Here is a 16,376-nt window from a genome sequence, read left to right as displayed (position 1 = left end):
TTCCCTCTCTCACCTAAGCAAACGCGGTGAGCCGATTTCGACGACCACAGGAGTGCAGGATGACCAAACAAGCGTTCAGCCCAGCCGGCAGGAGTGCGGCGGAAATCAGCAAGGGAGCGACCGAGATCCTGGTGCTGAGCGAAGCCGACGTGATGGCATGCATCGACCTCAGCCAGCTTCTCGATGTTCTGGAAGACGGCTTCAAGGTGCTGTCACAAGGCAAGGTCGTCAATCCACCCCGACCACAACTCGACATCCCCGGGGCCGGCTACAGCCTCGCCATGCCGGCCTGGATGGAGGGCATGAACCTGACCGTCAAGATCGTCAACGTCTTCGAAGGCAACCTGGCCAAGAACCTGCCCAGCCACCTTGCCACCATCAGCCTGTTCGATCCGCTGTCCGGCCTGCCGGTCTGCATCATGGACGGCACCTTCATAACCGCAGTGCGAACCTCCGGCTCCGCCGTGCTGTCGGTGCGCGCGCTTGCGCGCCGGGATGCCAGGATAGCGACCGTGGTGGGCGCCGGCGTGCAGGCCAACCAGCACCTGCATCTGTTGCCGCTGGTGCGCGACTTTGCCGAAATCCGTGTCGCTTCAAAGAGTTTCGACGATGCGGCAGCGCTTGCCCGGCTGCATCCGTCGGTGGTGGCGGTCGCCGACCTCGAGGCGGCAGTGCGCAGTTCCGACGTGGTGTGCCTGGCGACCCACTCCTACCAGCCGGTGATCGACGCAGGCTGGGTCCAGCCGGGCACGCATGTCTCGTCGGTCGGGGTGGCACCGCCCGGCGGTGAAATGCCGATCGAGCTCATCGGCAAATCCAGTCTTTTTGTCGAAACCAAGGATGCGTTCAAACCGACCCCGGTCGGCTCTTGCGAGCTTGCCGGCTTCGATCCGGCTTTCGGCACCGAGCTTGGCGCCATGCTGCTCGACCGCGCGCCGGGTCGCGTTTCGGATCAGCAGATCACCACCTACAAGGCGATGGGCATTGCCATGGAAGACATGGTCGCCGCCGACCTCGCCTATCGTTGCGCCCGGCGTCTGCGCAAGGGAAAGCTCATCGTGCTGTAGGCGCGCGCCGCGCGCCAGGCGGGATCGACGGTGCTGACAATGGCGCTTTCGCGCAAGCGGCCGGGCTAAAGGCCGGCCCCTCAGGCCGGCTCGCGCTTCAGCGCCTGCGCCATGCAGTGAATGCCGCCGCCGGTCTTCGAGATCTCGCTCATGTCGATGGCCGCCACCTCGAAGCCGCGCGCCTTGAGCTGACCGATCAGCGTCTGGCTCGAGGTCGGCGCGATCACCCGGTCCTTGCCCAGCGACATGAAGTTGCAGCCGAGCGCCATGGTATCCTGGAACGGCACGTCGATGATTTCGTGGCCCTTGCCCTTCAGCCAGTCGACGATGCCCGGCTCCGTGCAGGCGAGGCAGACAGCGGTCAGTTTTTCAGCGATCGGCACCACCATCAGGTCGATATGGACATAATATTCGTCGATGAAGGCGATGCGGGTCTCCCAGCCCTCCTTGTCGAACCAGGCCTGCACTTGGCGCGCGCCCTCCTCCTGCGTGCGGGCGCCACCGCAGCCGATCAGCACGACGCCGTCCTCGATGACGTTGAAGTCGCCGCCCTCGAACGTGCCCGCGGTGACCATGTCGTAGATCGGGATGCCGAACTTCTCATAGGTGCGGATCGCCGCGTAGTTCTCGCCGCGCCGCCACCACTGGGCCATGGCGGTGATGATGGCGCCATACGGCGTCATGACGCTGGAATCGCGCGAGTAGACCTGCATCGGCAGTTCCGGCGTCGGCTCGTGCCAGTGGATGTTGACACCGAAATGCTCATAGGCGGCGACCAGATCCTTGTGCTGCGCTTGCGCGATCTGGACGTTGCATGGCGCTTCGCGCAGATGCTTGCGCGACAGCGAGCTGGTCGAGAGATGGCGCAGGAAATTCGGCGAGCCGAGCAGCACGTCGGTCAGCACGTCGGTCTCGTTGGCGAAGCCCCAGGCGGTCAGCGGCTTGGTTCCGCCGGCCGGGTTGCGGCGCTGCAGCGAAAACGGCTCGGTGACGATGCGGTCATGGACGGTCATGGGGTTTCTCCTCGTGAAGGGCGGCTTGGTTGATCATGCGGCTTGGTTGCCTGGTATCCACCAATCCCGTCCGCGCGGGGTGGTGATGTATTCCGGCCAGCGAAATCCGATTGGCGGATCGTAGTCGCAGAGCGGCGCGATCCAGTTCGAGCCACCGATGCCGCCGCCGGTGCGGGTGACGAATTCATCCATCGCAGCGTCGCGCGCAGCCTCGTCTTCCAACAGGCGAAGTGCTGCCAGCGCGACCGTCTTTGCGGCGCAGATGACCATCGGATCGATGGTGGCAGAAATGCCGCCCAGCGCATTCATCGCCCAGGACGGAAACGCGTGGCCGTTCTCGGATCGCAGCGCCGGCCGGGCGACGTAGAATCGTGCCGTCGGCGTGTGCCACGACATGTCGGTGTAATCGTCGGAGGTCGAATTGAGCTGCGACGGCGGCAGGTCGCGGCGCAGGATCGCCTCTGCATCCTGCGGCGCAATGAGCTGCTCCAGCTCGGCGATGAACGGCTCGTCGGTCGCCGCCCCGCCGGCATTGACCTGGATCTCGCGGGCGATCGCCTTGGCCGCCTCGTCCCAACGCGGCGGCCCAACTGTCGACAGCGCTTCATAGGCGATACTTGCCATGGCATGGTTGGCCAGCCCCGGCCGCGACTTCGACACCCAGTGCCGCTCATGGCGGCAGCCGCTCATCTTGGCTGCGGCTTCCGCATTGCGGTCGAGCATGGCGGTGACCTGCTCGGCCATCGCCAGCGTCGGCACGCGGATCATGTATTGGATCTCGGCCAGCCCGGCCGGCAGATTGTCGGCGGTCGCCTGGCCCGCCGTCAGGATCGCCTCGCTGATCGACCAGCCGCCCTGATGCGGCAGCATGGAATCGCGCAGCGCCTTGGAGGCCATATACATCATCATCAGCGCGTCGTTAGCGCCGGGCGCCCTGACCGCCGAATGCGCCTGCGGGATGGGTGCTGCATCGCTTGCGCGAACCCAATTTTCGGGTTCGTCGCACACAAAGCGGTAGATCATCGCATAGGCCGCACCGCAATGCGTGTCCCAGCGCGCGGTATTGCAGAGCGGCAGCATATAAAAAGGATGGAAGGAGACCATGCCCGCCAGCCCATCGTAATAGCCCTTCGCGGCATGGATCGGCTTCGACCCGCGCACCTTCTCCGCCGGCTCGCCGGTGAAGCGCAGCGTGCCTGATATGCCGTGGCGTTCCATCGCCGCCTTGGTCGCCAGCAGCCCGCCGAGGCTGGCAATGCCGAGGCCGGAATGCGGATCGGTGTGGCCGCCGGCCTGTTCGCCGAGGCCAGGGCGCGGTCGCTTCACCGTCGCCGCATCCTGGCAATTGCCAGGCACCGCGTCGTACTCGGCATACATGCCGATGGTCGGGCCGGTCCCGTTGGTCCAGTGGGCGCAGAAGGCGGTCGGCATGCCGCCCGATCCTTCCTCGACCGAAAACCCTTCGTGCTTCAACTGCTCCACATACCAGGCCGCCGACTGGTATTCGCGCCAGGCGGTCTCGCCGAAATCGAAGATCGTCCGCGTCCACGCCGACAGCGACGGCTGGATGTCGTCCAGACAGGCAAGCGTGGTCGCTTGCGCGGAGGTCACCGGTATCTTCATCCGTCAAAGAAAGCAGTGAAGCGCCTCGCCAAAAAGTGATATGTTTTTCCGGCTCATGCAAATTCGGTTCACCTCTTGAGAATTCCCTCGACGCAGGCGCTGCGCGCCCTCGACAGTTTTGCCCGCCACGGCAGCGTCTGGCGCGCCGCCGACGAACTGCATCTGACCCGCAGCGCAGTCAGCCATCAGCTTCGCCTGCTCGAACGCGATCTCGGCTTCGACCTGCTCGAGCGCATCGGCAAGGGCGTGGCACTGACGCCGCGCGGCCAGCGCTATGCCAGCGACGTGCGCAAGGCGCTGACGGTGCTGGGCGACGCGGTGACGCGCCATGCCGGCACCGGCATCGGCGGCTCGTTCAGCGTCAGTTGTACGCCGGGTTTCGCCTCGCTGTTCCTGTGCACCCATATCGGCGAGTTCCGGCAGATGTACCCCGATGTCGCGCTGCGCATCCTGACGCCGCGCCGTCTCGACGACGTCAGCAATGCCGAGGCCGATGCCTTCATCGCCTTCGGCGTCGGCAATTGGCCGAACCGCGCGGTCGAGCTGTTGTGCGGGATCTCCTTTACGCCGCTGTGCAGCCCGACGCTGCTCAACAAGATCGGCGGCTTCTCCAAGCCGGCAGACGTGCTGCGCGCCAATCTCCTGCATCTCGGTGACACCGAGGACTGGGCGCGCTGGCTGGCGCTGTCCAAGGTCGAGAACCCCGACCCGGAAGGCGGCATCTTCTTTTCCGACATGAACCTGGTCTTTTCGGCGGCGATCGCCGGCCAAGGCATCGCTATGGGCGACGAGCTGACCAGCGGCCGGGCACTGAGCGAAGGCCGGCTGGTCCGCCCCTTCGACATAGCGATCAATTCACCGCGCTCGTATTTTCTGGTTTCCGAGCACGCCAAGGCGGCGCATCCGGTGCTGGAGGCGTTTGGGCGGTGGCTGAGGTCGAAGCTGTCGGAGAACCAGCGTTAATCTCCCCCCTCGAGGGGGAGATGGCCGCGAAGCGGCCAGAGGGGGTCGGTCCAACTGGGCTCGGCCTGCTGCTGCAGAGGAGGTTGGCACTTCAAGCGAAGCGACCCCCTCTGTCGCCTTCGGCGACATTTCCCCCTCGAGGGGGGAGATTGGCGCATAGATGAATCAAATTTGCCGATCAGGCGAAAACTATTCGGTTGCGGTGAGCCGCCGCCCTGCCTACGATTTCGCCTACGCTAAGGAAAGGGCAGGATGCAGCAACCCGGCCGGGCCGCAGAGATCAAGGCAATCGGGATCGGCAAGAGCTTCGGCTCGTTCCGTGCGCTGGACGATCTGACGCTCGATATCGGCCGTGGCGAGTTCCTCACCTTGCTCGGCCCCTCCGGTTCCGGCAAGACCACCTTCCTGATGATCCTTGCCGGCTTCATTCAGCCGACCGACGGCCGCCTTTACAGCGACGGCGTCGACATCACCGAGCGGCCGGCCGAGCAGCGTGCCGCCGGCATGGTGTTCCAGGGCTATGCGCTGTTCCCGCATATGAGCGTCGAGGCCAACATCGCCTTCCCGCTCAAGGTGCGCAAGAAACCGGCGGCCGAGATCAAACGCCGCGTCGGCGAAATGATCGAGCGCGTCGGGCTCAAGGGCCACGAGAAGAAACTGCCGTCGCAATTGTCCGGCGGCCAGCAGCAACGCGTGGCGCTGGCGCGGGCGCTGGTGTTCGAGCCGGGCGTACTTTTGCTCGATGAGCCGTTTTCGGCACTCGACAAGGGCCTGCGCGGCCAGATGCAGGCCGAGATGAAGCGGTTGCACCAGGAGACTGGCACCACCTTCGTCTTCGTCACCCATGACCAGAGCGAGGCGCTGGCGTTGTCATCTCGCGTCGCCATCTTCAACCATGGCAAATTGCTGCAGGTCGGCGCGCCGGACGAGGTCTACGACCGGCCGGACAACCGCTTCGTCGCCGAGTTCCTGGGCGAGATCAACATGCTGCCGCTGAAGGGCGTGCGCCCGGCCGACAATGGCTCGACGGGCCTCTGCGAAGACCGCGCGATCAGCATGCGCTGTAGGGCCGAGAAGGTCCGTGGCGATGCCATCCTGGCGATCCGGCCGGAATACATGTCGATCGCTCGCGAAGCCGCGGCAGGCGAGAACGGCATTGCCGCGACTGCCGTCGCCTCGACCTATCTCGGCGCTGCAACGCGGCTCGATCTGACGACGCAGCAAGGCGCCAAGGTGACGGTCTCGGTGCCGAACGAGGTCGCCGCCTCTGCCCTCAGCAAGGGCAATTCCGTCTGGCTGACCTGGCCCGCGGAGAAAGGCTTCCTCCTTCCGAACGGAGGACAATGACGATCGGCGAGGCGAAGTCGCCACGCTGACTTTCAGGAAATACCAACGACAAAAAAGGGGAACTGACATGACAAACCAAACCAAGAAAAATTCCATCGAGGCGCTATCCGCCAGGGCGGTGCGCGGCGAGATCTCGCGCCGGCAGTTCACGCAGCTGGCCGCACTGGTGCTGGCCGGCACGCCGATACTGCTGCGCTCGACCGGCGCCTTTGCCGCGGCGAAGGAACTGGTGCTGGTCAACTGGGGCGGCGATGCCATCACCGCCTACGATGCGGCTTACGGCCAGGCCTTCACCAAGGAGACCGGCATCACCGTCAAGATGGACGGCTCCGGCCCGACCGAAGGCGCGATCGCGGCGCAGTTCAAGAGCGGCGCGCCGACCTGGGATCTGGTCGACGTCGATCCGTTCTCGGCCATCACGCTCGGCGCCCAAGGCATGCTCGAGCCGATCGACTATGCGGTCGTCGACAAGAAGAAGATGCGGCCGGGATTCGGCTGGGAGTACGCTGCCTCGACCTATTTCTTCTCCTACGTCATCGCCTACGATGCCGAGAAATACGGCAGCCAGGCACCGACCGGCATGGCCGACTTCTTCGACGTGGCAAAATTCCCCGGCAAGCGCTCGCTCTACAAATGGGGCGTGTCGAGCTGGGAAGCGGCACTGCTCGCCGACGGCATCGCGCCGGCCTCGCTCTACCCGCTCGACCTCAAGCGCGCGCATGACAAGATCGCCGCCTTCAAGGAAAACGTCGTCGCCTATTGGGGTGGCGGCGCCGAAAGCCAGAGCGTGCTGCTCAATGGCGAGGCCTCGATGGCGATCGTCTGGTCGACCCGGGCTTCGCTCATCGAGCAGGATTCCGGCGGCAAGATCAAGTTCATCTGGGACCAGGGCCTGATCTCGCCCGGCGCGCTCGCCGTGCTCAAGGGCAATCCCGGCGGCAAGGACGCGGCGATGAAGTTCATCGCCAGCACCCAGGACCCGGAGAAGGAACTCATCATGTTCGACAAGCTCGGCCAGGGTCCGGCCAATCCGGCCACCGATGCGCTGATCCCCGCCGACAAGAAGCGCATCAATCCGGTCGATCCCGAGAACATGAAGAAGCAGATTCCGCTCGACATGGATTGGTACGCCAAGAACTACGGGGCGGCACTCGACGAATACACGAAGATCATCTCCGCCTGACAAGCCGGGATAATCGGATGAGAGCATACCTCTCCGACAGGATGGGCGCGGCGCTGTTGATGGCGCCGCTGCTCCTCTTTCTTGTGCTGGCCTACGCCTGGCCATTCCTTGGCGTGGTCAAATGGAGTTTTACGCTGCCCACGCCGGGGCTGGGGCAGTACAATGCGCTGCTCACGGATCAGTTGGTGCAGTCGGTCTTCATCCGCACGCTGCGCATCGCCGCGATCGTCACCATCGTTTCGGTTGCCGCCGCCTACGCCATCACCGTTGTCTGGGTACGCGGCACGCCGGTGCAGCGCGTCGTGGCCGAGTTCTGCATCCTGGTGCCGTTCTGGATCTCGGTGCTGACGCGCGCCTTCGGCTGGGTGGCGCTTTTGTCCAATCGCGGCCTGATCAACACCTGGCTGCAGGCGGTCGGCTTCATCTCGGAGCCGCTGGCGCTGGTGCGCAACGAGTTCGGCGTCATCGTCGGCATGACGCATTTCCTCATTCCCTTCGCCGTGTTTCCGTTGGCCTCATCGATGCGCAGCCTCGACGATCGCGTGCTGCTGGCGGCGCGTGGCCTCGGCTCCAGCCGTATGCGCACCTTTTGGTCGGTATTCGTGCCGATGACCCGCTCCGGCATCATCGGCTCGGCGCTGATCGTCTTCGTCTTTTCGCTCGGCTTCTTCGTCACGCCGGCGATCCTCGGCGGCGGCCGCAGCGTGATGATCGCCGAGCTGATCTATCTCCGCATCTTCCAGAGCCCGGACTGGGGCCTGGGTGCGGCAATCAGCGTGGTGCTGGTGCTGTTCGTCGGCGCGCTGATGGCGCTGCTTTTCCGCTATATCAGACCAAAGCAATTGGTGTAGCGCGATGCCGACCTACCGCCCCGGTCCCGTCTCGCTGATCCTCGCCGCCCTGGTCGCGCTCTTCCTGCTGCTGCCGCTGCTCGCCGTCATCCCGGTATCGCTGACGCCGAGCCGCATGCTGGCGATGCCGTCGGGCGAACTGTCGCTGCGCCATTACCAGGCGCTGATCGAGGATCCGCGCTGGATCAATTCGATCCTGCTCTCGATCAGGATCGGCATAGTCAGCAGCGCCTTTTCCACGGTGCTGGCACTGTGCTTCAGCCTCGGCGTCTGGATGTTCCAGCCGCGCTTCACCGCCGCTCTCGTCGGCTTCGTGCTGCTGCCAATGGTGGTGCCGCCGGTGGTCTCGGCAATCACGCTCTATTTCCTGCTGACCTCGATCTCGGGGTTCTCGTCGTTCTTCGGCTATGACACCTGGCTGGGTGTCGCCATGGCGCATGCGGTGATGACGGTGCCCTTCGCCACGGTGCTGATCCTGGTGTCGCTTAGCCAGCTCGACCGCCGCATCGACCTCGCAGCCCGCGGCCTCGGCGCGACCGTGTGGGAGCGCGCCACCCGCATCATCATGCCCAACATCAAGTTCGGCATCGTCACCGCAGCACTGCTGTCCTTCGTGCTGTCCTGGGAAGAGATCGGCGTCACCCTGTTCATCACCTCGGTCAACGCCATCACGCTGCCGCGGCTAATGTGGATGGGCCTGCGCGACAACATCGACCCGGCGATCGCAGCGCTCTCGGTGATCCTGATCGTCATCACCGTGCTGGTGCTTGTGGCGCGAAGCGTCGTGGTCAGGCTGCGCGCGGCGCAGTAGACGCCGCCTCACGCCGTGGTGACTGGCGCGAATGAAACCTTGGGCTACGATTTTCGTTATAGATGGTTCAACAGGTCGAAGGCCCCGCCATGAACCAAGGATGGTTTGCCAAGCCGGTTGCGGTTGCGGTCGGCATCGTGGGAGATATCCGCAACATTTCCAACGCACGGCAGGCTGTCGCGTTGCTGGAAGCCCACTGGCGTGACACCGGCAGCGCCAAACACGGGGTGGCACTGCGCACATGCCGCCGCGCCATGAGCGACGACCGCTGGACCGAAGCCGCCAGGAACGCATTCGTCGAGGCCGCGCGGGAGGCGCATGTCCTGGTCGAGCGCGCCGTCGAACCGGAGAACCGGTCCAGGCAGGCAGGACCGTGATCGATTTTTGAGAGCTCGGTGGTCCGGCGGATTTATTGCATCTCAGGCAGCATGCAACCTTGGAACGGCGCTGACGTCGACCTCGCGCTCCGCATGCCAGGCATCATAGGCAGCCTGCATCCTGAGCCAGATCGCGGCGCCGTCGCCGAACATCTTTCCAAGACGGGCAGCGACAGCCGGCGACACCGGCTTCTTTTCGCGGATGATGTCATAAAGCTGCTGGCGCGAGATTCCGAGCAGATTGGCGATTTCCACCTTGGTCTTTCCGGTTGCCGGGATAATGTCGTCGAGCAGCGCCCCAGGGTGGGATGGGCAGCGCTCCATCGGACGCATCGGCTCATACACGCTCATAATCGATTCTCCAATCTAAGCCGTCTCAATGGTACTGTTCGAAATCGACGCGGGCAGCATCATTGGCGTCGAATTCGAATGTGATGCACCACGGCCCGTTGACATGCACCGTGTAGCGGGTCGGGTTAAAGCCCTTCAAAGCGTGGAAGTCGACGCCGGGCAGGTCCATGTCATCAGGCCTTTCCGAGACTTCCAAGCGGTCAAGACGGACAAGGATGCGCTTATGCATCTTGGCGTCGATCTTTCCGGTCTTTCCGGTTTGAAAGAGGTCCCGCCAGCGCCTTGTGCTTGAACGACTTGATCATGCAACATGTAAGCATATTGCTGACGCGGGTCAAGCAGGTGTAAGCAAATGATTTACAGAATGGTCCGAGCCAATCGGAGGCAATAGCTACGCCCGCTGGATGCTGGGCCGGGCCAGCCGAATACCTGGCGGACCTATGTCACGGCATTATCCGCTATCCCATGGCGTGGCGAATAGTCTTGGACAGGCGGCTCAAAAATGCCGGCCTCGACGATGCGTCGAGCTTCCACGACAGCACTGCCGTCGCCATTTTCCGCGGCAACAGTCCGACCGACAGGAACCAGGCGGCAAGGATGGCGCGCCGCCGCAAGGATGCGGTCATTTCGAGGCTGGCGACGGCGCCGGCCGCCCCGAGCGCCAGCCGGGAATCATCGGCCACGGGGTGTCGGCCGCTGTCGGCGCAGAGCGACGCCAGCCGCTCTTCCAGGTGGACCGGATCGTGGCGGACAGCATCCGACGGCACGATGGTCAGGCCGATCCCCGAGGCCTGGTCCGACAGCGCCTGCATGCGGCGGAAATCGTGGGTTACCCGCCAGCGTGCCCGCTCGGCGAGCTTTTCACCGAAGACTGAATGGTTGGCGCCGTGGATCCGGTAGGCGCCGAGGCATTCGTCGATCGATTGGACATGCCCGTACATCGGCGCCAGCGTTGCCAGATAGCCGTCGGCGCCCTGGCGGAATTCCGGCTCCGGTATCGGCATGATCGATTCGAGCGTTGCGCGGTCAAAGGCCAGCCCGCTGGTCACTGTCGTCTGATAGCGGCCCTTGTGCAGGAGTTTCGGCATGACGTCACCGCTGTCGAAAGGCAATTCGGGCGGCGGAAAGACATCCTTGATGCGTTGCCCCTCGTCGACGATATGCAGTCTGGACTGGACCTGGGCGGTTGCATCATCCCAGGTTTCGACAATGGTGGAGACGGCGGTTGGATAAAGGTAATCGTCGGCGTCGAGGAACAGGACGATCTTGCCCGAGCTCGCCGCAAAGCCGGTGTTGAACGCCGCCGCGTGTCCGCCATTTTGCGCCCGCGGGCATGCAAGGATCTCGTCGCGATAGGATTCCATGATTGTCGTGGAATTGTCCTGCGATGCATCGTCGACGACGATGACTTCGACATCCGCGTAGTCCTGCTCGAGGGCACTGTCGATGCTGCGTTTGAGGAAACGCGCGTAGTTGTAATTCGGGATGATGATGGATACCGGAATTCTCGGGACAGGCTGCATCGCGTTTGACCTCGCATCTTGCTTTGGTTCGGCAAAGGCCCTCATGGGCCTGCCCCCCTCTTCAAGCGCCCTCTTGGCGCGCAACGAGTTCCCTGGGAGAAAGCCTGCGCTTTCCATCAGGAGACGGGTCACGTTTCGCTTTGCGACTTCGTATTGAGGCCGCCATTGCCTTCGAGGCTGCTGCCATGGTCAGGGTTGGCGGCAGCAAAAGCTCCGACGGTTCGGCCAAGGTGAGTCGCAACCGAGCCCGACGAAATGTCTCGCCTCGCGATCAGGTCGGGACCGAAGCGGACGGTGCCATGAAGGCATGGCGGATACTGGCCTTCAAATGCGGCTGGAACAAGCCCCGCGTCGAAAACAGGGTCACTTCAGGTTGCGTTTCAGGCGGCATACTGCGACCGCCGGCGCTTTTGCCCCGGAGCCGGCGAACCGCCTCCGGGCCTTATAGTCGTGTGGCCTAAACAGTCAGGCGGCCTGCAAACCCGGCTGCGACAGGTCGACTTCCTCCGGCAAGTCACCGGCCATAGCGGCGGCAAACTTCGTCTGGTCGAGTTCTCCCTCCCAGCGCGCCACCACCACTGTCGCCACCGCGTTGCCGATGAAGTTGGTCAGCGCTCGGCATTCCGACATGAAGCGGTCGACACCGAGGATCAGCGCCATGCCGGCGACCGGCACGGTGGGGACGACTGAAAGCGTTGCCGCCAGGGTGATGAAGCCGGCGCCGGTGATGCCGGCGGCACCCTTGGAGCTCAGCATGGCGACGGCGAGCAGCAGGATCTGGTCGCCATAGGTGAGCGGCGTGTCGGTCGCCTGCGCGATGAACAGCGCGGCAAGCGTCATATAGATGTTGGTGCCGTCGAGGTTGAAGGAATAGCCGGTCGGGATGACCAGGCCGACCACCGAGCGGTTGCAGCCGGCGCGCTCCATCTTGGCCATGAGGCCCGGCAATGCCGCTTCCGAGGACGAGGTGCCGAGCACCAGCAGCAGCTCTTCCTTGATGTAGCGGATCAGCGCCAGGATCGAGAAGCCGTTGTAGCGGGCAACCGCGCCGAGCACCACCAGCACGAACAGCAGCGCGGTCAAGTAGAACGTGCCGATCAGCATGGCGAGATTGGCGATCGAGCCGATGCCGTATTTGCCGATCGTGAAGGCCATGGCGCCAAACGCGCCGATCGGCGCGGCCTTCATCAGGATGGCGACGAGGCGGAAGATCGGCGTGGTCAGCGCTTGCAGGAAATCGACGACGGGACGGCCGCGATCGCCGACCAGCGCCAGGGCGACACCGAACAGCACCGAGAAGAACAGCACCTGCAAAATGTCGCCCTGCGCGAAGGCGCCGGTGATGGTGTCAGGGATGATGTTCATCAGGAAGCCGACGATGGTTGTGTCGTGCGCCTTCTCGGCATACGCCGCCACCTTGGCGGTATCGAGCGTCGCTGGATTGATGTGCATGCCGGCGCCGGGCTGGACGACATTGGAGACGACCAGGCCGACGACCAGCGCCAGTGTCGAGAACACCAGGAAATAGATCATCGCCTTGCCGGCGACGCGGCCGACCTTCTGCAGGTCGGAAACGCCGGCGATGCCGGTCGCCACCGTCAGGAAGATCACCGGCGCGATCACCATCTTGACCAGCTTGATGAAGGCGTCGCCGAACGGCTTCATCGCCTCGCCGGTTTCGGGATAGAAATGGCCGAGCAGCACGCCGGCGGCGATCGCCGCCAGCACCTGCACATAAAGATGCCGGTATAAGGGAAGTTTGCCGCGCGGCTCGGCGGCAGCGATTGCTGTCTGCATGACGTCCTCCATGGCGCCCCGATCGAAAGCTCGACTCCCCGGGGCAGTTGTTTTGAGACCAGCAGCCTCGCGACTGCTGAATTCGTGTTTGCAACAGCCGTGCCAGATACGCAGAAGAGTGCTTCAGCATTGATTTTATTGAGCATTCGCAAACGTCCGTACTGCCGGACGCATGGTCAAGTGCGACTCTCCGCATAGGTCGAATTGTGTTTTGTGCGAATTCATGCACAAATGGGCGATGCTGCAACGCCCCGCTGGTGCCTTGTCTTCGACGCCCGAGCAACTCGCCAGGCGGGCGCGCCGAGCCTGGCTGCTGTTTGCGGCCATCGCGCTTTTGATCGTCACGGCAGCGCTCTACGGCGCCGGCCTCTATGGCCGCACCGCCGAGGTCGGGACCCTGGCGGCGCAGGGGCGTACCGACGCCAACCTGAAGGTCGCGCTGCTGCGCGCGGTGCTCGAAAGCCCGCGCGCCCTGCCGCTGCTTTTGTCCGCAGACCAGCAAGTGCGTGACGCGCTGTCGCAGAAGAATGCCGCGGCAATCGATGTGCTGAACCGCAAGCTCGAGGGGCTGGTCTCCGGCACCAAGGCGTCGGTACTCTATGTCGTCGGCACCGATGGACTGGCGATCGCCTCCAGCAACTGGCGCGAGCCGATCAGTTTCGTCGGCAATGACTACCGTTTCCGCGATTATTTCTCCGGTGCGATGCGGGCCGGAACCGCCGAGTATTTTGCGCTCGGCAATGTCAGCAAGCGCCCCGGCCTCTACATTTCGCGGCGCGTCGGCGATGCAGCCGCACCGCTCGGCGTCGTCGTCGTCAAGATGGAGTTCGACCAGCTCGAAGCCGACTGGCGCGAGGCGAACCGCCCGGCTTATGTCAGCGACGAGAATGGCGTCGTGCTGATCACCAGCGTGCCGTCCTGGCGCTTCATGACAACCGCACCGCTGGCCGCACCCAAGCAAGCCGCGATCCGCGACAGCCAACAGTTCGGCGACGCGCCGCTTGTGCCGTTGCCGATCACGCACCCGCGGGCGCTCAGCCCGGATGTGTCGATCGTCCACGCGGTGACGCCCGGCGGCAGCGACGCGGAGTATCTCAGCCTTTCCACGACGGTTCCTTCGACCCCCTGGCGGCTCGACTATCTTGTCCCGGTCGAAGCGCCGATCGCCGCTGCCGTCCGCGAAATGCGGCTTCTTGCGCTCGGCGTCGTCGTCCCGCTGCTCGGCCTTGCCGCGTATCTGTTGTGGCGCCGGCAGTCGGCGCAGATGCAGATTGCCGCCGAACAGGCGGCCCGCACCGAACTCGAACGCCGCGTCGTCGAACGGACCGAGGATTTGAGCCGCGCCCGCGACCGGTTGCAGGCCGAGATAACAGGCCACCGCAGCACGGAAGCCAAGCTCCAAATCGTGCAGCAGGATCTGGTCCAGGCCAACCGCCTCGCCATCCTCGGCCAGGTCGCGGCCGGTGTCGCCCATGAGATCAACCAGCCGGTCGCCACCATACGCGCCTATGCCGACAATGCCCGCACCTTCCTCGACCGCAAGCAGACCGGGCCGGCCGAGGAAAACCTCGGCGCTATCGCAGCCCTTACCGAACGCATCGGCTCAATCACCGAGGAGTTGAAGGCATTTGCCCGCAAGGGCCGCACCGCCGCCGAGCCTGTCGAATTACGTGGTGTTATCGAAGGCGCCGTCATGCTGTTGAGAAGCCGCTTTGCCGGCCGGCTCGACGCATTGGCCATCGACCTGCCGCCGCCGAGCCTCAAGGTCATGGGCAATCGGGTGCGGCTCGAACAGGTGCTGATCAACCTCTTCCAGAACGCGCTCGAAGCACTCGACGGCCGCGACGACGCTCATGTGCAGGTGTCGGTCGAGGAGACCGCGGACGGCGTGACGGTCGGCGTGTCCGATAACGGACCGGGCATTCCACCCGCGATCCTCAAATCGCTGTTCACGCCGTTCAACACCTCCAAGGAAAAAGGCCTTGGCCTTGGCCTCGTCATCTCGAAGGACATTGTCGCCGATTATGGCGGCCGCATCGAAGTTTCGAGCGACGACAGCGGCACCCGCTTCACCATTCATCTCCAGACAGCAGCGTAAGCCATCATGACGAACGACAATGCCGCGCCGGTGATCCTGATCGACGACGACCGCGATCTCCTCAAGGCCACCGTGCAGACGCTGGAGCTTGCCGGCTTCTCGGTCTCCGCCTTTGCGGTGGCGGCTGAGGCGCTGGCCGGGCTCGACGCCGGTTTTACCGGCGTCGTGGTGTCGGATATCCGCATGCCTCAGATCGACGGCTTGCAGCTTTTCAATCGCATCCTGCGGCTGGATACCGACATTCCCGTCATCCTCGTCACCGGCCACGGCGACATCGCCATGGCCGTCAAGGCGATCAAGGACGGCGCCTACGACTTCATCACAAAGCCCTTCGCCGCCGACCGGCTGGTACAGAGCGTGCGCCGCGCAGCGGAAAAGCGCCGCCTGGTGATGGAGAACCGCGCCTTGCGCGAGGCGGCCGGAGAGGCGCAGGACGGCCTGCCGCTGATCGGCCAGACGCCGGCGATGGACAGGCTGCGCCGCACGCTACGCCAGATCGCCGACACCGACGTCGACGTGCTGGTGACCGGCGAGACCGGCTCCGGCAAGGAGGTGGTGGCAAGCCTTCTGCATCGCTGGAGCCGCCGCGCCAAGGGCAACTTCGTTGCGCTGAATTGCGGCACGCTGCCGGAGACCGTCATCGAAAGCGAGTTGTTCGGCCATGAGGCCGGCGCCTTCACCGGCGCGCAGAAGAAACGGATCGGCCGCATCGAGCACGCCAGCGGCGGCACGCTGTTCCTCGACGAGATCGAAAGCATGCCGGTCTCGACACAGGTGCAGATGCTGCGCGTGCTGGAGATGCGCGAGGTCACGCCGCTCGGCACCAACGAGGTACGGCCGGTCGACCTGCGCGTCGTCGCCGCCGCCAAGGTCGACCTCGGTGATCCGCGCCAGCGCGGCGCCTTCCGCGAGGACCTCTACTACCGGCTCAACGTGGTGACGATCTCGATCCCGCCGCTGCGCGAACGCCGCGACGACGTCGCCCTGCTGTTCTTCTATTTCGCCGAGCGCGCTGCCGCCCGTTTCCACCGCCAGGTGCCGGCAGTGCCGGCTTCGGTGCATCGCCATCTGAGCGACCATGACTGGCCGGGCAATGTGCGCGAACTGGCGCATTTCGCCGAGCGGTTCGTGCTTGGATTGGAGGAAGGCGCCGGAGCACAACCCCCTGCCCCGACCCAATCGAACACCGCCATGAAGCTGCCGGAGCGGCTGGAGCGCTACGAGGCCGACATCATCCGCGAGACGCTTGGCCGCAACGAGGGCGACGTCAGGCGCACGATCGAAGCGCTGGGGATTCCGCGCAAGACCTTCTACGACAAACTCCAGCGCCACGGCATCGTGCGCAGCGATTTTTCCCGGTAACCGCCGCCGG

Annotated in this window: 14 protein-coding genes and 1 pseudogene; 9 read left to right on the top strand and 6 right to left on the bottom strand. The window is 64.4% G+C overall.

Going from position 1 to position 16,376, the window contains the following annotated elements; translation table 11 throughout:
- The first annotated feature begins 59 nt into the window (after positions 1-59).
- Positions 60-1,067, top strand: coding sequence for an ornithine cyclodeaminase family protein (locus tag NKI54_RS04980; protein WP_352621386.1), 1,008 nt, complete (start codon positions 60-62; stop codon positions 1,065-1,067).
- Between the two features lie 80 nt (positions 1,068-1,147).
- Here the strand turns inward: NKI54_RS04980 and NKI54_RS04975 are convergent, their stop codons facing one another.
- On the bottom strand, positions 1,148-2,080 hold the full coding sequence (locus tag NKI54_RS04975) for a dimethylarginine dimethylaminohydrolase family protein (protein ID WP_352621388.1): 933 nt from the start codon (positions 2,078-2,080) through the stop codon (positions 1,148-1,150).
- 33 nt (positions 2,081-2,113) lie between these two features.
- Complete coding sequence (locus NKI54_RS04970) at positions 2,114-3,703, bottom strand: zinc-binding metallopeptidase family protein (RefSeq protein WP_352621389.1); 1,590 nt, start codon at positions 3,701-3,703, stop codon at positions 2,114-2,116.
- Positions 3,704-3,778: 75 nt separating this feature from the next.
- Between NKI54_RS04970 and NKI54_RS04965 the strand changes: the two genes are divergently transcribed.
- The 6 genes from NKI54_RS04965 to NKI54_RS04940 all read left to right on the top strand — a co-directional run bounded on the left by NKI54_RS04965 (position 3,779) and on the right by NKI54_RS04940 (position 9,235).
- Entirely contained in the window at positions 3,779-4,666 is an 888-nt protein-coding gene (locus NKI54_RS04965) for a LysR substrate-binding domain-containing protein (protein WP_023677271.1), read from the top strand.
- Positions 4,667-4,918: 252 nt separating this feature from the next.
- On the top strand, positions 4,919-6,013 hold the full coding sequence (locus NKI54_RS04960; protein WP_352690800.1) for an ABC transporter ATP-binding protein: 1,095 nt from the start codon (positions 4,919-4,921) through the stop codon (positions 6,011-6,013).
- A 67-nt stretch (positions 6,014-6,080) separates the two neighbouring features.
- Complete coding sequence (locus NKI54_RS04955) at positions 6,081-7,196, top strand: ABC transporter substrate-binding protein (protein ID WP_352690798.1); 1,116 nt, start codon at positions 6,081-6,083, stop codon at positions 7,194-7,196.
- A gap of 17 nt (positions 7,197-7,213) precedes the next feature.
- Positions 7,214-8,047: an ABC transporter permease gene (locus tag NKI54_RS04950; RefSeq protein WP_031194462.1), complete on the top strand. Its 834-nt coding sequence runs from the start codon at positions 7,214-7,216 to the stop codon at positions 8,045-8,047.
- A 4-nt stretch (positions 8,048-8,051) separates the two neighbouring features.
- On the top strand, positions 8,052-8,858 hold the full coding sequence (locus tag NKI54_RS04945) for an ABC transporter permease (protein ID WP_352569115.1): 807 nt from the start codon (positions 8,052-8,054) through the stop codon (positions 8,856-8,858).
- Positions 8,859-8,947: 89 nt separating this feature from the next.
- Positions 8,948-9,235 (top strand): DUF982 domain-containing protein, encoded by a 288-nt coding sequence (locus tag NKI54_RS04940; RefSeq protein WP_031211945.1) that lies wholly within the window; start codon positions 8,948-8,950, stop codon positions 9,233-9,235.
- 42 nt (positions 9,236-9,277) lie between these two features.
- On the opposite strand, the gene NKI54_RS04935 is transcribed toward NKI54_RS04940, so the two are convergent.
- The 4 genes and pseudogenes from NKI54_RS04935 to NKI54_RS04920 all read right to left on the bottom strand — a co-directional run bounded on the left by NKI54_RS04935 (position 9,278) and on the right by NKI54_RS04920 (position 12,906).
- Positions 9,278-9,586 carry a HigA family addiction module antitoxin gene (locus tag NKI54_RS04935; RefSeq protein ID WP_023677265.1) on the bottom strand — a complete coding sequence of 103 codons (309 nt, stop codon included), beginning with the start codon at positions 9,584-9,586 and terminating at the stop codon, positions 9,278-9,280.
- A 25-nt stretch (positions 9,587-9,611) separates the two neighbouring features.
- A pseudogene (locus NKI54_RS04930) lies at positions 9,612-9,891 on the bottom strand (type II toxin-antitoxin system RelE/ParE family toxin).
- A 153-nt stretch (positions 9,892-10,044) separates the two neighbouring features.
- Positions 10,045-11,109, bottom strand: coding sequence for a glycosyltransferase family 2 protein (locus NKI54_RS04925; protein WP_352621392.1), 1,065 nt, complete (start codon positions 11,107-11,109; stop codon positions 10,045-10,047).
- A 465-nt stretch (positions 11,110-11,574) separates the two neighbouring features.
- Positions 11,575-12,906, bottom strand: coding sequence for a dicarboxylate/amino acid:cation symporter (locus NKI54_RS04920; RefSeq protein ID WP_352578468.1), 1,332 nt, complete (start codon positions 12,904-12,906; stop codon positions 11,575-11,577).
- A gap of 238 nt (positions 12,907-13,144) precedes the next feature.
- On the opposite strand from NKI54_RS04920, the gene NKI54_RS04915 reads away from it, so the two are divergent.
- Together NKI54_RS04915 and NKI54_RS04910 are read left to right on the top strand one after the other, a co-directional pair.
- Complete coding sequence (locus NKI54_RS04915) at positions 13,145-15,004, top strand: sensor histidine kinase (protein WP_352636004.1); 1,860 nt, start codon at positions 13,145-13,147, stop codon at positions 15,002-15,004.
- A 6-nt stretch (positions 15,005-15,010) separates the two neighbouring features.
- Entirely contained in the window at positions 15,011-16,366 is a 1,356-nt protein-coding gene (locus tag NKI54_RS04910) for a sigma-54-dependent transcriptional regulator (protein ID WP_352636002.1), read from the top strand.
- Positions 16,367-16,376: the final 10 nt, after the last annotated feature.

It is taken from the genome of Mesorhizobium sp. M0663 (genome assembly GCF_040320585.1).
GTDB lineage: Bacteria > Pseudomonadota > Alphaproteobacteria > Rhizobiales > Rhizobiaceae > Mesorhizobium.
The sequence above is the reverse complement of the archived record's forward strand: the minus strand, read 5'-3'. Positions and strand labels throughout refer to the sequence as shown.

Coding starts and splice junctions, on each gene's coding strand:
- NKI54_RS04950 (WP_031194462.1), top strand. CDS start 7,214: ATGAGAGCATACCTCTCCGACAGGATGGGCGCGGCGCTGTTGATGGCG.
- NKI54_RS04910 (WP_352636002.1), top strand. CDS start 15,011: ATGACGAACGACAATGCCGCGCCGGTGATCCTGATCGACGACGACCGC.
- NKI54_RS04955 (WP_352690798.1), top strand. CDS start 6,081: ATGACAAACCAAACCAAGAAAAATTCCATCGAGGCGCTATCCGCCAGG.
- NKI54_RS04935 (WP_023677265.1), bottom strand. CDS start 9,586: ATGAGCGTGTATGAGCCGATGCGTCCGATGGAGCGCTGCCCATCCCAC.
- NKI54_RS04960 (WP_352690800.1), top strand. CDS start 4,919: ATGCAGCAACCCGGCCGGGCCGCAGAGATCAAGGCAATCGGGATCGGC.
- NKI54_RS04945 (WP_352569115.1), top strand. CDS start 8,052: ATGCCGACCTACCGCCCCGGTCCCGTCTCGCTGATCCTCGCCGCCCTG.
- NKI54_RS04975 (WP_352621388.1), bottom strand. CDS start 2,080: ATGACCGTCCATGACCGCATCGTCACCGAGCCGTTTTCGCTGCAGCGC.
- NKI54_RS04915 (WP_352636004.1), top strand. CDS start 13,145: ATGCTGCAACGCCCCGCTGGTGCCTTGTCTTCGACGCCCGAGCAACTC.
- NKI54_RS04940 (WP_031211945.1), top strand. CDS start 8,948: ATGAACCAAGGATGGTTTGCCAAGCCGGTTGCGGTTGCGGTCGGCATC.
- NKI54_RS04920 (WP_352578468.1), bottom strand. CDS start 12,906: ATGCAGACAGCAATCGCTGCCGCCGAGCCGCGCGGCAAACTTCCCTTA.
- NKI54_RS04925 (WP_352621392.1), bottom strand. CDS start 11,109: ATGCAGCCTGTCCCGAGAATTCCGGTATCCATCATCATCCCGAATTAC.
- NKI54_RS04980 (WP_352621386.1), top strand. CDS start 60: ATGACCAAACAAGCGTTCAGCCCAGCCGGCAGGAGTGCGGCGGAAATC.
- NKI54_RS04970 (WP_352621389.1), bottom strand. CDS start 3,703: ATGAAGATACCGGTGACCTCCGCGCAAGCGACCACGCTTGCCTGTCTG.